General features: G+C 69.7%; 11 protein-coding genes, 1 tRNA gene and 1 other RNA gene. 8 read left to right on the forward strand and 5 right to left on the reverse strand.

The genetic code is table 11. The annotated features are described in order from the left end of the window. Positions 1–83: 83 nt before the first annotated feature. Entirely contained in the window at positions 84–1,175 is a 1,092-nt protein-coding gene (locus DRB06_RS01365; protein WP_111818947.1) for an ATP/GTP-binding protein, read from the reverse strand. A 119-nt stretch (positions 1,176–1,294) separates the two neighbouring features. Between DRB06_RS01365 and DRB06_RS01370 the strand changes: the two genes are divergently transcribed. The 7 genes from DRB06_RS01370 to DRB06_RS01400 all read left to right on the forward strand — a co-directional run bounded on the left by DRB06_RS01370 (position 1,295) and on the right by DRB06_RS01400 (position 7,618). Then, a complete protein-coding gene (locus DRB06_RS01370) occupies positions 1,295–2,308 on the forward strand; it encodes an ABC transporter ATP-binding protein (protein WP_111818948.1) in 1,014 nt (337 codons plus the stop codon). After that, positions 2,305–3,375 (forward strand): ABC transporter permease, encoded by a 1,071-nt coding sequence (locus tag DRB06_RS01375; protein ID WP_111818949.1) that lies wholly within the window; start codon positions 2,305–2,307, stop codon positions 3,373–3,375. The genes DRB06_RS01370 and DRB06_RS01375 overlap by 4 nt, the downstream gene beginning before the upstream one ends. 75 nt (positions 3,376–3,450) lie before the next feature. Beyond that, positions 3,451–4,554, forward strand: coding sequence for a sensor histidine kinase (locus DRB06_RS01380; RefSeq protein WP_083566039.1), 1,104 nt, complete (start codon positions 3,451–3,453; stop codon positions 4,552–4,554). Continuing rightward, on the forward strand, positions 4,551–5,207 hold the full coding sequence (locus DRB06_RS01385; protein WP_111818950.1) for a response regulator transcription factor: 657 nt from the start codon (positions 4,551–4,553) through the stop codon (positions 5,205–5,207). Before DRB06_RS01380 ends, DRB06_RS01385 begins: the two co-directional genes overlap by 4 nt. 142 nt (positions 5,208–5,349) lie before the next feature. Further along, on the forward strand, positions 5,350–6,063 hold the full coding sequence (locus DRB06_RS01390; protein WP_073333806.1) for an ABC transporter ATP-binding protein: 714 nt from the start codon (positions 5,350–5,352) through the stop codon (positions 6,061–6,063). Positions 6,064–6,068: 5 nt separating this feature from the next. Continuing rightward, positions 6,069–6,866 (forward strand): ABC transporter permease, encoded by a 798-nt coding sequence (locus DRB06_RS01395; RefSeq protein WP_111818954.1) that lies wholly within the window; start codon positions 6,069–6,071, stop codon positions 6,864–6,866. Next, positions 6,863–7,618: an ABC transporter gene (locus DRB06_RS01400; RefSeq protein ID WP_111818951.1), complete on the forward strand. Its 756-nt coding sequence runs from the start codon at positions 6,863–6,865 to the stop codon at positions 7,616–7,618. Before DRB06_RS01395 ends, DRB06_RS01400 begins: the two co-directional genes overlap by 4 nt. A 260-nt stretch (positions 7,619–7,878) precedes the next feature. Here the strand turns inward: DRB06_RS01400 and recR are convergent, their stop codons facing one another. The 4 genes from recR to ffs all read right to left on the reverse strand — a co-directional run bounded on the left by recR (position 7,879) and on the right by ffs (position 12,537). Next, positions 7,879–8,493 (reverse strand): recombination mediator RecR, encoded by a 615-nt coding sequence (gene recR, locus DRB06_RS01405; RefSeq protein ID WP_073333801.1) that lies wholly within the window; start codon positions 8,491–8,493, stop codon positions 7,879–7,881. Positions 8,494–8,495: 2 nt separating this feature from the next. After that, positions 8,496–11,501 (reverse strand): DNA polymerase III subunit gamma and tau, encoded by a 3,006-nt coding sequence (locus DRB06_RS01410; RefSeq protein WP_111818952.1) that lies wholly within the window; start codon positions 11,499–11,501, stop codon positions 8,496–8,498. A gap of 118 nt (positions 11,502–11,619) precedes the next feature. Next, on the reverse strand, positions 11,620–12,276 hold the full coding sequence (locus DRB06_RS01415) for a hypothetical protein (protein WP_146750771.1): 657 nt from the start codon (positions 12,274–12,276) through the stop codon (positions 11,620–11,622). 166 nt (positions 12,277–12,442) lie between these two features. Further along, positions 12,443–12,537: signal recognition particle sRNA small type (gene ffs, locus DRB06_RS01420), an RNA gene on the reverse strand. A 199-nt stretch (positions 12,538–12,736) separates the two neighbouring features. On the opposite strand from ffs, the gene DRB06_RS01425 reads away from it, so the two are divergent. Further along, positions 12,737–12,824: transfer RNA gene (locus tag DRB06_RS01425), tRNA-Ser, on the forward strand. The last annotated feature ends 630 nt before the right edge of the window (positions 12,825–13,454 follow it).

The raw sequence follows: 13,454 nt of genomic DNA on the forward strand, positions 1-13,454 counted from the left end.
GTCACCATTTCGGACACCGCTGGCCCCCGAACGTCCTGCTCTCAGCCCTCCTCGTCGACCCGAGCGCCCGATGGCGCGCCCTACTACATCTGCCGGTGAGCCTGACATCCTGCCGCGCTCCATCTCGCGGTCCACGGCACAGCCGGAGAGTCCTCCCGACCCGTGATGACAGGCAGGTCGTCAAGGTCATCGGCCTGCGTCACAGTCACCGGATCGTCGTTGGCGCGGTCGAGCCCGAAGTAGCGGATGTCCGCGTCCTCATCCTCGTCGAGCATCTGGAGCTCGCGCAGGAGGAAGAGGCTGTGCGTGGCGAGGAAGACCTGGACACCGCGGCGGGCGAGCCCGGCGATGAGCGGGGCGAGAAGCCGGATGGAAGCGGGGTTGAGATTCGCCTCGGGCTCATCCCAGAACAGGTACCCCTGATCTTTAAGAACCCCGTTGGCGAGGAGCACCTGGATCATGCCGAGCTTGCGGTGCCCCTCGGAGACCAGCGGCGCCTCAAGCTGGAAACCTGGATCAGCCTCACTGTCGCGGCGCAGGACAAAACGGTCATCCCGGACCTCGAAGCGTCCGCCGACGATGTCGCCGATGACGTCCTCAATCTCCGTGTCGGAGCGGTCCTTGAGTCGGGGGCGGTAAAGGAGCGTCGCCAGGTCGTTCCAGGTCTCATCAAACGGGACCTCGTAGGTGGCGAAGAGCGAGCGCAGACCGTGAGCGACCGAGAGGATCTCATGCGCCGGGATGAAGACGGGAAAAGCCTGGGGTCGCGAAAAACTGGCGGTACGGATATAATTAGCCCTAAAAAAGGGCTTATTATTCTCATCATAGGTGTATGACAACGCCGAGCCCTCCCCTAACTCGAAGTCCGCTTGACTGCGCACCTCACCATGAGTCACCAGACGGCTCAAGTCTTCCGCGGTTTTGAACACTCCAGGAAGTTTGCCCCGCAAGGCGCCATGCCACCCACCCAACAACCACTCCGGATTGCTCGAGCGCGCCGGGTTCGACTTTTCCGAGGCCACCGCCGTCATGGCGTACAGCAGCTTGAGGAGCATGGACTTGCCGGTGTTGTTCGTGCCGACAAAGACGTTGATCTGAGGCGAGAAGGTCAGGTCGGCCGACGCGAAGGGCCCGAAGTTGGTCACGCCTAGGCGTGTGATCGGCTGGTCAACCATGACTGAATCCTACCGGCGACGCGCGGAAGGCCTGCCATCTCCCGAGCGGTGCCGACAACCACGCGTCGAGCCCGGCGACGAGCTCGCCGCCACATGACGTAACCGTTACATTAAGCCCCATGAGTATTGAGGCGAGCGAGGTCACACGCTTCTTCGGGTCGGCGCCGGCCGTGCAGCGGCTGAGCCTGTCCGCGCCCGCCGGCGCCATCACCGGCCTGGTAGGCCCCAACGGGGCGGGCAAGACCACCCTGCTGCTCATGCTGGCGGCACTGCTGCGCCCTGATACGGGCACGATCAAGGTGGCGGGCCTAGACCCGGTCACCCAGCCGCGTCAGGTGCACCAGGCGGTGGGTTGGATGCCGGATGCCTTCGGCACCTGGGACTCGCTGACCTGCACGGAGATCCTGCTGACCTTCGCCGCCGCCCAGGGACTCGACGACGTGACCGCCCGCGAGCGCGCCGCCGACATGCTCGCCCTCGTGCATCTGGAAGACATGGCACGCACCCCGGCGCGCGTGCTGTCGCGTGGGCAGAAGCAGCGCCTGGGCCTGGCGCGAGCGCTCGTTCATTCCCCGCAGGTGCTGCTGCTCGACGAGCCCGCGGCCGGCATGGACCCCCGCTCACGCGCCGATCTGCGCGGCATTCTGCGGGACCTGGCCGACCAGGGGGCGACGGTGCTGATCTCCAGCCACGTGCTCGGCGAGCTGGAGGAGATGGTCGACGGCGTCGTCTTCATGTCCCGTGGGCGCGCGGTTGTGCCGCCTGGCGCCAACTCCGCCGACGCCGTCGCGACGGCCTCTAGCCAGGATGTAGGAGCTTCTGATGCGGAGTCCGGGACCGGGACTGCGGCGTCGGCCGGCGGCGCGGTGCCGGTGCGTCCGACGCCGCTGCGCACCACCTGGCGGATGCGGGCCCTGGACTCCGGGCGCCTGGCCGCGTGGGCGCGGGCGGGGGCACCGCCGGGTGCCGTCGTCGACCCCGACGGTTCAGTGCATTTGGATGTGGCCGACGACGCCGCCGCGGCACGCATTCTGCGGCAGGCCGTTGAGGACGGAGTCGAGGTGGTGTCCTTCGCACCGGCGACCGGTGCGCTGGAGGCGGCGTATCTCGCAATGGAGGAGGAGCGCGCATGAGCCGACAGGGCATACGCACCGTGATGGTGCTGGAGTTGCGGCAGCGAGTGCGGTCGACCCGCTGGTGGGTAATGCTGCTGGTGTGGGCGCTGGTGCTCATAGTGCTGTTCGTGGGCATGACGGGACTGTCCGTCTCCGCGGGCATGGAACGCGAGGAGTTCGCACCGGTCCTGTATGACATGGTGCTGTGCTTCGTGCTTGGGATCGGGTTGATCGTGGCACCCACGCTGTCGGCCACCTCCATCAACGGGGACCGCGCCGACGCGACCCTGGCGCTGTTACAGGCCACGGCGCTGCGCAGCCGGGAGATCGCCGTCGGGAAGCTGTTGGCGGCGTGGCTGGCGGCCATGGCCTTCCTGGCGGTGGCGCTGCCATTCCTGCTGATACTGGCGGCGGTGGGCGGGGCGAACCTGCCGGCGCTGCTGGGCCATATGCTGCTGCTGGTGGTGACGCTGGGGTCGGTGTGCGGGATCGGCCTGGGCTTCTCCGCGTTGACGGCGCGCACCTCGGCATCCGCCGTGCTGACTTACCTGGTGGTGGCGGCGCTGACGGTCGGCACACCCATGGCCACCGTGCTTGTTGCTCCCATGGTGCAGGAGCAGCAGGAATCGATCACCTACAGCATCGACCATGACGCCTCCACGGATGACCAGCTGGTGTGCCACGAGGACCCCTACCGGTACCACAACACGGTCACTCACACCGAGCGGATCTGGTGGCTGCTCATTCCCAATCCCTTTGTGGCACTGGGAGATGTTTCGACCCGCGCGCCGCTGAGCCACTACAACTCTGATAACTTCCTGGAGGGGCTCGGCCGAGCAATCGACACGATGCGCGACCCGCAGTCCTCAGAACCAACGGTCCATAACCCCTGCGCCGAGCAGGCCGATGACAGCGACGACGACGTCTACGAGAGCTCGCGGGACGAGTCCGGCGCCGGACACGTGGCGTTCTGGCCCGCTAGCGCGGCACTGCTGTTGTTGCTCGGCGCGGGCGGGGCCTGGGTTGCGGCCCGCCGCCTGCGGGTCCCGGCGGGTCCGCTCCCCCGCGGCATCCGCCTGGCGTGAGTCACACGCAAGGACGTGGCGGCCGCGCATTTCGGCCGGATGTCCCTCGCCGTGAGTACCGGTATGTTGCGCGACATGGACGCGAGAACGATCTGGCATACGCCGTCGCTCCCGTTCGTTGTTGATACGGGGGCGGCGGCCGTCGTAATCGGGCTGTTCTGGGCCCCGGCACCGGGCGCCCCCGACCGTCCGGCGTCTTGGCCGCTCGGCGTTCTGCTCGCAGCGCTTGTCGCCGCGGCGATGCTGCTGCGCTGGCGCCTGCCCCTCGCCGCGCCGGCAGCCGCATTCATCACCACCGCGGTCGGCTGGCACCTGGGACTGGCCACCGATCCGATGCTCGCCGCGGCGTGGTGCCTGTACCCGCTGGCGGTCAGGTACGGCTCCCGAACGCGCGCCTTCCGCCTCGCGGCCGTCATCGTGCTGATTCTGTTGGCGGCTCTCTTCGGCACTCCGGCCGCGGATTCAATGACACAACGCATCGTGGCCTCCGGCCTTGCCGTCGGCGTCTCTTGGCTGCTCGGCTGCGCGGAGTCCCGCAGACTCGCTTCCGCGGGCGAGGCGGCCCGACAACGCGCCCAGGCGCTGCGCGCCCAACAACAAGTGGCGATCGCCCGGGAGGTTCACGACGTCGTCGGGCATGCGCTCAGCGTCATTCGGGCGGAGGCCGACGTCGCCCGCAGCACCTCCACAACACAGGACGAGCTGCGAGTGAGCCTGACGGACATTGAGGAGCGCGCACGCGCCGCCCTGGAGGAGGTCCAGCAGCTGGTGCGCACCCTGCGTGCCGATGACCCGGCCCGCTCCACTGCACCGTCACTCCAGGAGTTGGTGACGGCGGCGCGGGTGAGCGGCCTCGACGTCACCTCCGAGCTCGACCTGCCGACGCTTGCGCCGGAGCTCGAGGAGGTCGTCTCCCGTGTGGTACAGGAGGCGCTCAGCAACGTCGTGCGGCACTCCGGAGCATCGGCCTGCACGGTCGCCGTCGGGATCGACGGCGGAGCCCTCGCCGTCCGCGTCGACGACGACGGCACCGGCATATCCGCCCGCCAGGCTCCCGGCTCCGGCTTGGCGGGCATGCGTGAGCGGGTTGATTCGGTCGGCGGCGCCCTGACCGTGTCTCCCCTGGCCCACGGCGGCACACGGGTGCTGGCGCGGATACCGTTGCGGGAGGCGCCATGAACACCTCCATTACCGTGTTTCTCGCCGACGACGATGCCGACTTCCGCCGCGTCTATCGGCGCCTGTTCGACGCCGCCGAAGGATTTCGCGTCGTGGGCGAGGCGGAAACCGTCCCGGAGACGATCCGGAAGATCACCACGCTGCGCCCGGACGTGTCGCTCATAGATGTGCAGATGCCCGGTGGAAACGGGATCGACGTGCTGCGCGGCACAGGTGAGTCGGACACGCGAGTCATCATGCTGACGGCCTTTGACCTGGACGAGTACGTGGCCGACGCTCTCAAGCAGGGCGCGGCGGGCTTCCTGCTGAAGAACGCCTCCTCCTCCGAGGTTCTCAGCGCGGTGCGGGCCGTGTATGCCGGGCACGCGTCCCTGGCCCCGGAGGTGACCGCACGGTTGATGGGACAGTTCGAGCGGCGGCCGTCCCACTCGCATCATCCATTCGCCGATGTGCGCCTGAGCGGGCGGGAGCTCCAGGTGATCCGCCTGGTGGCCCAGGGACGTTCCAATCGGCAGATCGCGGAGGAGCTCTTCCTGGCCCTGCCCACCGTGCGCACCTACCTGAGTCGGCTGTTTACGAAGCTGGACGTCAGCGACCGCACGCAGCTGGCCGTGCTCGCCTACCAGGCGGGGCTGCTGTACGAGTCACGCTGACCCACCTGCTTTCGCGCCCGCCCGAGGGTGGACCGGCGCCGGCAAATGTCGACATCCGTACGACGCGGCACCCAGCCCTTCGGTGGAACGGTTGCACCGGCGGCATGAAGTCGCCGCAATCGCCCGGAAGGGGTTTCACCGCATGATTGAGATCGTCAACGTGACCAAGAAGTACGGGGGCAAGACCGCAGTCGCTCGGGTCGGCTTCACCGCGAAGCCCGGCCGGGTGACCGGCTTTCTCGGACCGAATGGGGCCGGCAAGTCCACAACGCTGCGCATCCTGCTCGGCCTGGACCGCCCCACCTCCGGCACCGCGCTTATAGACGGGCGCCCGTACACGGCCCTGAAACAGCCACTGCGCACGGTCGGTGCGATGCTCGACGGCGCCTCCGCCGTCCCTGAACGCCGCGGCATCGACCACCTGCGCTGGATCGCCCAGTCCAACCGGATACCCGCCCGCCGCGTGGGTGAGGTACTTGAACAGGTCGGGCTGGCCGACGCCGCCACAACGCGAGTACGCAAGTACTCGCTCGGCATGCGCCAACGCCTGGGACTGGCCGCCGCTCTCCTGGGCGAGCCGCGCTTCCTGGTGCTGGACGAGCCGGTGAACGGCCTCGACCCCGAGGGCATTCGTACCATCCGCGCCTTCCTGCGCCGTTACGCCGACGCCGGAAACACCGTGCTGCTGTCCAGTCATCTCATGGGGGAAACCGCTCAAACGGTCGATGACATTGTCATCATCAACCGGGGACGGATCATCGCCGACGGCACCCTGGATGAGATCACCGCGGGCCACACCTCACTTGAGGACGCCTTCTTCGCCCTCACCGACGCTGACCCCGGACAAGGCCGGTGAACCGCATGCTCAGCATCGTCCGCTCGGAACTCACCAAGGCCCTCACCTTGCCCAGCGTCTGGATCATGACGCTGCTCCTAACCGCGGTTCTCCTCCTGTTCCAGTTCCAGTCCTTCACCTTCAACCACGAGCTGGTCGCGAACCTACGCGGCGACGGAACCAGCGAGGTGGACGGTCTCTTGGTCGTCGTCGACGCGTCTGTCTTCACCGATTACGTCGCCTACATCTTCAACCCCGCCATCCTGACGCCTCTGCTCGGCGCGGTGATCGCCGGCGCCGAGTTCCGTACCGGCCAGTTCGGCATGAGCGTGCTCGCTGTCCCTGACCGCGGACGCCTGCTGGCAGGAAAGCTCATTGCAGTGGCGCTCCAGGTATTGACCCTCGGCGTGATTTGGATCGGTGCGGCCAAGGCGTTGCTCCACCTGGCGGTCCGTGACTCCGATGCACTTGCGGGCGGCGTGTGGTCGCCGAGCCTGCCCCTGGCCGACGCCCGCATCCTTCTGTTCATGGTTGCCGCCACTGTGTTCATCTACGCCCTCACCCTGATAGCGCGTAAGACGCTCGTCGGCGTCATTGTCACGGTGCTGCTGATCATGGTGACCATGACGCAGGTACTCGCGTTTGTCTCCCCCGCCGTCGACGCGCTGATGCCCTTCAGCGCGGCACGGAACCTGGTGCTGGCCGGAGGGGACGTCGCCGTCCCACTGACCGGCAGCCCTGCCCGGGGTGCGGCCGTGCTGCTCGGTTGGGCGGTGGCCTCCTGCGTCGCCGCTGTGGCGGGCGTACTCAGGAGGGACGCATGATGAGCGCAGCTCGACCGCTCCCCATCCGCCTTCGCGACATCGTTGCCGGTGAGGTCACCAAACTGGTGACCTCCCCATACACGCTCATCATGGTTATGGTCGCCACCTGCGCGAACCTGGCGTTGGCCGTCGTCGCCGCCTCCGGCGTCGGTTTCTACACCCAGCCCGACCAAATCGAACCGGTGTCCGTCTCCTCCTTCGGCATGGTGATGTTCGCCCCCGTTTATGCCTTCCTTGCGCTTCCCGTTTACGCCGCAGCGGGCGAGTATCGAGGCGAACAGATCCGCATGACGCTCCTGGCGGTACCGAATCGACGAGCCCTAATGGCGGGCAAGACCGCCGGCATGCTGGCCGTCGTCGTCGTCGCCACGGCCATTGCGGTCATACCCGCCAGACTCATCATCGACATCCCCGCCGACTTGGGCGTCAGCGGGGCCCTGCTGGACATCGCCCGCTGGGCCGCGGTCTACCTGCTGATGTCGGCGATCGCCTTCGGTCTGGCCGGGCTACTGCGCTCCGCGATCGCGGCCATCGGAATCCTGATCGCCGTGCCCGTCGTGGTCGGCACCGGCATCCTGCAGTGGCCCCAGGTCCTGCGGCTCCTCCCCGACCAGGCCGCCCTCAGCCTGCTGGGAACCCCCGGCTACGACGTCACCGCGCTGCCGCCCGCAGTCGCCGCGGCCACGCTGGTCATCTGGGCGGGTCTGTGCCTCACGGCCTATGCCCTCGCCCTCTGGCGGCGAGACACCTAGTGCCCGCGCGCCGTCATCCGGCCTCGGCGCCGGGAACAGGCGGTTCACTCCGAGATGTCATCCTGGCGCACCTCTCGCTCACCGAGGTCCTCGGAGAGCGTGACTCGCACGGCCGAAAGCACCGCGATCGCCGGGCAATCGCCGTCCGCCATCTCCGGCAGCACCCCGGCGCTGAGATTAATGGGGCTCTTCGCGATTGCGGATGAGGTAGCCAGGGGAGCTGCGGCCGAATCCGCGCCTCGGCTCAGGCCTGCCGTCGCTCAGCTCTCCTCGTCGATCCGGCGGCGTCCCTCGAAGGCGCGCCCGAGGGTGACCTCGTCCGCGTACTCCAGGTCACTGCCGACGGGCAGGCCGGAGGCGAGCCGCGAGACGGGCACGTCCATGGTGCGCAGCATGCGTGTCAGGTAGGCGGCGGTCGCCTCGCCGACCACGTCCGGGTCGGTGGCGAGGATGACCTCCTCCACGGAGCCGTCCCCCACCCGGGCGAACAGCTCGCGGATGCGCAGGTCGTCCGGGCCGACCCCGTTGATCGGGTCGATGGCACCGCCGAGCACGTGGTAGAGGCCCCGGTATTCGCGGGTGCGCTCGATGGCGACCACGTCCTTGGGCTCCTCCACCACGCAGATGACCCGCCGGTCGCGGCGCGGGTCACGGCAAATGGCGCACTGCTCCTCCTCGGCGACGTTTCCGCAGGTGACGCAGAAGTGCACGCGGGACTTGACGGCCCGCAGTGCCTCCACCAGCCGCTCGACGCTCTCGGCGTCCGCGGACAGGATGTGGAAGGCGAGCCGCTGGGCGGATTTGGGGCCGATGCCGGGCAGTTCGCCGAACTGGTCGACGAGGTCCTGAAGTGCGCCTTCGTAGGCTGCGGGCAAGGTCAGTGTCCTTCCTGGGTCACGGTGACTTCCTCCAGGACGGTGGCGCCCAGGAGGCGTTTGACGACTTCCAGCCCAACGACGCCGGCCTCCTCGGCGTCCTCGTCGTCCTCGCTGGGCAGGTCGTCCTCAAGGGCGGGGTGCGCGGGAGTCGAAGCTCCGCCGTTGTGGTTGCGGGCCCCGCCGCGGGCGGCCGCTCTGGCGGCGGCCTGGGCGGCGGACAGCCGCGATGGCCCGGGCTGTGGACCGAGGTCCTCCGGACCATCGGGGTCGCCGGGCTCCTCGGGTAGGGGCACACCATCGGAGAAGGTCTGAGCCGGGGCGTCCCAGGCGACTGGTGCCAGCCGGTGCGGCCGCGCCGGGTCCGGGTCTACGGCACCCACGGGGTCCGGCGCGGACGGCGTGCTGGGGCTCGAGTCCGGCTCGGGCGAGCCGGGCGACTCCGGCACGGGGGGCACCTCCGGCAGCGGACGCAGCCGGTGGACGGTGGCGAGCGGGGCGGCATCGGGGTCTGCCTCATCCGCGGGTGCGGGCGCCGGGTCCGGGCCGGGCATGGCGGCGGGGACGGCGGCCGCCGGCGAGTCGGCGGAGGCCGGCTCCTCGGGGATGGGGTCCGGGCTGGATGCGGCGACGCCGCTGCGTGGGGACACGTCCGCCGCGGCGGGGGCGGGGTCGGCTACCGCCGGGCCGGCCGAACCGGTCGGGCTCGCGCTGCCGGCGGCGCTCGGATCGGCATCCGTGGAGGTGGACAGCTCGCCGTCCACGGGGCCGGCCGGCGGCTGGGCGTGCGGGCTCTCCGGGCCCGCGTCGGCGGGGGCCGCGCCAACAATGCCATCGGGTTCGTCACCGGCGGGCGTCGGCCGCGCATCGACCGCCGCCGACGAGACGGACGATTCGGGACTGGTGGAGGTGATGGGTGCCGGACTTGCGGCGCTTTCGGCGGCGACAGCCGCCTGTTCCCGGGTGGCGTGGCGGGCGCCGGGGACGGCGACCTCGCCCCAGCCGTCGTCGCCGACGGGGGCCGACGCAGGAGCGGAGGCCTGTGAAGCGTCGGCATGGTGCGGCGCTCCGGCAGGAGGACGCATGCCGCCGTTGCCGGGTCCCGCCCCGGAGCTGGCGCCGGGGCCTGCGCCGGGGGCGTGTGCCGGTGTGCCCGCGTCGCCGGGGTTGGCGCCCGGGCCGGGTCGCGCACCGAAGCCGCCGTTACCGGTTGGCCTTCCTGGACGACCGCCGCCCGGGCCACCCGGACCGCCGGAACCTCCGCGCGGCCCGCCGGGCCCGCCCTGGGGGCCGGCGAGCACGGCGTGCACCTCAAGGTCGAGGCCGAGCGCCTGGCGGATCGCCTGGGCGAGCACCGGGCCGTGCCCGCCGTTCTCGAAGGCGTTGGCCAGGCCCTGCCCGGTGAAGATCACCTGGAAGACGCCGTCATTGATGCCACCGGGCTGAGAGTTGGGGCCGACCAGCGCCCAGGTGGCCCGCCGCGAGCGTTTGGCCGCATCGAGCACCTCCTCCCAGCGAGCGCGAATCATCTCGGCGTCGGCGGCACTGCCGGACGCAGGGGCGGAGCCGGGCTGACCCGAGGAGTCCGCCGGGGCCGACGGCGATTCAGGCGGTACGGCGGGACCGGGTTGTGTGGGCGAGTCCGGGCCTCGCTCCGGCACCCCGGGCCGAACGCCGCGCCCGGACATGGAGGCAGGCTCGGCGGCCGGAGCCGCGGCGCGGTTGGCGGTCGGCTCCTGGGAGGGGTTGGGGGCTGCCGGGGTTGGGGCATCCGGCTCCGGCGCTGCCGGACGCGGCCGGGCCGCTGCCGCCTGCACGGGCCGCGGCGCCGTCGGGGCGGGCACGCCGGCGTTGGCGCGCGCCGGCCGGCCGGTCGGCGGTGCGGGTTGCGACGTCGACGCCACGGGGGCCGCGGGCAGCAGCAGGCGCGCCATGAGCAGCTCCAGCTGCAGCCGGGGAGAGGTGGCCCCGACCATCTGGTCCAGGGCCTGGGCGGTGGCGTCCGCGGCCCGGGACAGGCCGGCCGCTCCGATGGTGCGGGCCTGACCCTCCATGCGGGAGAGTTCGTCGGCGGGCAGGGAGCCGAGTGCGGGCCCGGCCTCGTTGCCCGCGAGCGCGATCACCAGCAGGTCCCGCAGCCGCTGCAGCAGGTCCTCGACGAAGCGCCGGGGGTCGTGCCCGGAGGTGACCACGCGGTCCACCACCCGGAACACGCCCGCGCCGTCGGCTGCGGCGACCGCGTCCACGCAGGAGTCCAGCAGGGTGGTGTCCGTGTAGCCGAGCAGCGCGACGGCGCGCTGGTAGTCGACCTCGCCGTCGACGGCGCCGCCGATCAGCTGGTCCATGACCGACAGGGTGTCGCGCACACTGCCTCCGCCCGCGCGCACCACCAGCGGGAACACGCCCGGGCCGACGTCGATGCGCTCCGCCTGGCACAGGCGCCCCAGGTAGCCCTCCAGGATGTCCGGCGGGACGAGCCGGAAGGGGTAGTGGTGGGTGCGGGAGCGGATGGTGCCGATGACCTTGTCCGGCTCGGTGGTGGCGAAGATGAACTTCACGTGCTCGGGCGGCTCCTCGACCAATTTCAGCAGGGCGTTGAAGCCCTGCGGGGTGACCATGTGGGCCTCGTCGAGGATGAAGATCTTGTAGCGGTCCCGGGCGGGGGCGAAGGAGGCGCGCTCACGCAGGTCGCGGGCGTCGTCGACGCCGTTGTGGCTGGCGGCGTCGATCTCGACGACGTCGAGCGAGCCCGGCCCGCCGGTGGCCAGGTCCCGGCAGGAGGGGCACTGCCCGCAGGGGGTGTCGGTGGGGAACTGCTCGCAGTTCAGGCAGCGGGCCAGGATGCGGGCGGAGGTGGTCTTGCCGCAGCCGCGCGGGCCGGAGAACAGGTAGGCGTGGGTGACGCGGTCGGCCCGCAAGGCCGCCATGAGCGGAGCGGTCACATGCTCCTGCCCGATGACGTCCTGGAAGGTGTCGGGCCGGTAGCGGCGGTAGAGGGCGGTGGTCACAGTCCGACTCTAAACGGCATGGCCGACACGATGCGACGCCTGACGCATTGCCAATCGCATAACCGCCGGGCGAGAGGGAGGAGGTGCTCCCGCCCGGCGGTTACGCGGGGAGGGGTGATTACTCGGTGCCGAGCTGCGCGGCGAGTTCGTTGCAGAAGGCGGCGAGATCCTCTTTGGAGATGAAGGAGGCCTCTGCCGAGACGACGACCGTTCCGTCGGTGACCTGCAAGTAGCAGGCGAGGCTGGTTCCACCGGGCAGGGTGGTGCCGCACAAGCCGGTACCCGCGGGAACCGTCTCGTTCAGGCGTTCAACCGACATCTCGTAGTTCATGCCCTCCCTGAATTCGACTCCTATGGCTTTTAAGAGGCTGTCCTCCTCATTGAGCTTGTACCAATCCGCGTCCCCATCCTTTCCGGTGTTGGTGTATTCGCCCAACTTCTCGGGCAGGTCCCGGCCGGACATGGCGGAGATCATCACACCCTCGGGCGCCGGGGTCGCCGTGGTTGCGGAGTCGGCATTGGAGTCGTTCGCGGCATCGGTTTCGATGTCCTCGGCGCCGGATTCATCGGCGTCCTCGGTCTCGGTTGCCGTCGCGTCCGCATCCTCGGTGGCCGCGACGGTCTCGACGGCGGCCGCCTCATTCGCTGCCGTCGACGCGTCAGCGCCGGCGTCATCGGAGGAGCCGCAGGCGGTCAGCGTCAGCGCCAGGCTGCCGGCGAGCAGCAAAGAGGCGATAGCAGGGACATTGCGGTCGGAGTTCTTTCTCGTAGCCATACCGTTACCATATCGCTGCCGCCCGTCCCCGTCGATGGGTAGCGCGCCCCGAGGCACCCCGGCCATGCGTATGGCGTGGCAAGTGCGTGCCGCCCCGGCCGACGCGGGCACACCGCCGCGAGCCACGGCCTCGACGACAGCGCGGCGGCAACTCGACGTCCGCAAAAGTCAGGACCCCCCGTGCACCCGCCAGAGCCCGCTTACCCTTGCTACCTTCCGGTCCTGGGGGATTCACTGGATGACGCCGCACGAGGGGCCGGGTGCGAGCGTACCCGATGGGGGCCGGAGGCGGTCAAGTCCGCCGGCCAGCAAGCCATGCGGGCAGGACCGCGCCCACGCCTGCCACGTCTGCTCGTGACCGATGCCACCGCATCCAGGCCGCTGCGGGTTGGCGCTGAGGGCGCCGGGTCCGATATATTCGCGTTTCGCTACGCGTGGTGAGCAGCCGCGTGCGGCACCTGGAGGATTCGCCTAGCGGCCTATGGCGCACGCTTGGAAAGCGTGTTGGGTGCAAGCCCTCGGGGGTTCGAATCCCCCATCCTCCGCCACCACTTTTCCCCGGAATCACAACGATTCCGGGGATTCTCTTTTCCCTCCTGTCAACACTCCTGTCAACATCTGCCCACCACCTACGTGACGAACACCACCGCGCGGGCACGCGAAAAAGGGGCCGCCCCACACCCGGTTTGGGTGAGGGGCAGCCATTTGCGTGTGGCGGCACGCCGCGACCGCGGGGACGACAGCCACCAAGGCAGCGCGGTCGAAGCCCATACCAATCGGGCCGTCGCCTGCCGGCTCATCACCCCTGATGCCTACTGCCGGGCCGAGATGCCGGCAGACCCTCGCATCGGGGGGTTATAGGCGCGAACGTGTTGCTTTAGACCGGCGTGTCGGGGTGTTCTAGCTGGTTCGTCCGGCCCAGCCTTTGCGTTTCCAGAGGCCTTCTTCGGGGTTGTCGGCGCGAACGTGTGTGTGGTTCGGGCGCCCCCCGGGCTCACTAGGTCCTGTTGTGTAAGTGCTTGGGTGGCGGTGCGCGGTTGGGTGGCGGTGTGTGGCTGTTGAGCCGGTCAGTTGGACCGCTGTTCCCCGGTTGGACCCCTGTTTCCCGGTTGGACCGCCGTAGCCGCCGGTTACAGCGGTCCAACGGGGCGTGGGCGGTCCAACGGGGCGTGGGCGGT

The organism is Actinomyces sp. Z5 (assembly GCF_003287795.1).
Lineage (GTDB): Bacteria > Actinomycetota > Actinomycetes > Actinomycetales > Actinomycetaceae > Actinomyces > Actinomyces glycerinitolerans.

What these genes read in the sequence shown, in the direction of transcription:
- DRB06_RS01415 (WP_146750771.1), bottom strand. Translation starts at nt 12,276, where the DNA reads ATGGCTACGAGAAAGAACTCCGACCGCAATGTCCCTGCTATCGCCTCT.
- DRB06_RS01375 (WP_111818949.1), top strand. Translation starts at nt 2,305, where the DNA reads ATGAGCCGACAGGGCATACGCACCGTGATGGTGCTGGAGTTGCGGCAG.
- DRB06_RS01365 (WP_111818947.1), bottom strand. Translation starts at nt 1,175, where the DNA reads ATGGTTGACCAGCCGATCACACGCCTAGGCGTGACCAACTTCGGGCCC.
- DRB06_RS01385 (WP_111818950.1), top strand. Translation starts at nt 4,551, where the DNA reads ATGAACACCTCCATTACCGTGTTTCTCGCCGACGACGATGCCGACTTC.
- DRB06_RS01400 (WP_111818951.1), top strand. Translation starts at nt 6,863, where the DNA reads ATGATGAGCGCAGCTCGACCGCTCCCCATCCGCCTTCGCGACATCGTT.
- DRB06_RS01390 (WP_073333806.1), top strand. Translation starts at nt 5,350, where the DNA reads ATGATTGAGATCGTCAACGTGACCAAGAAGTACGGGGGCAAGACCGCA.
- DRB06_RS01395 (WP_111818954.1), top strand. Translation starts at nt 6,069, where the DNA reads ATGCTCAGCATCGTCCGCTCGGAACTCACCAAGGCCCTCACCTTGCCC.
- DRB06_RS01380 (WP_083566039.1), top strand. Translation starts at nt 3,451, where the DNA reads ATGGACGCGAGAACGATCTGGCATACGCCGTCGCTCCCGTTCGTTGTT.
- DRB06_RS01370 (WP_111818948.1), top strand. Translation starts at nt 1,295, where the DNA reads ATGAGTATTGAGGCGAGCGAGGTCACACGCTTCTTCGGGTCGGCGCCG.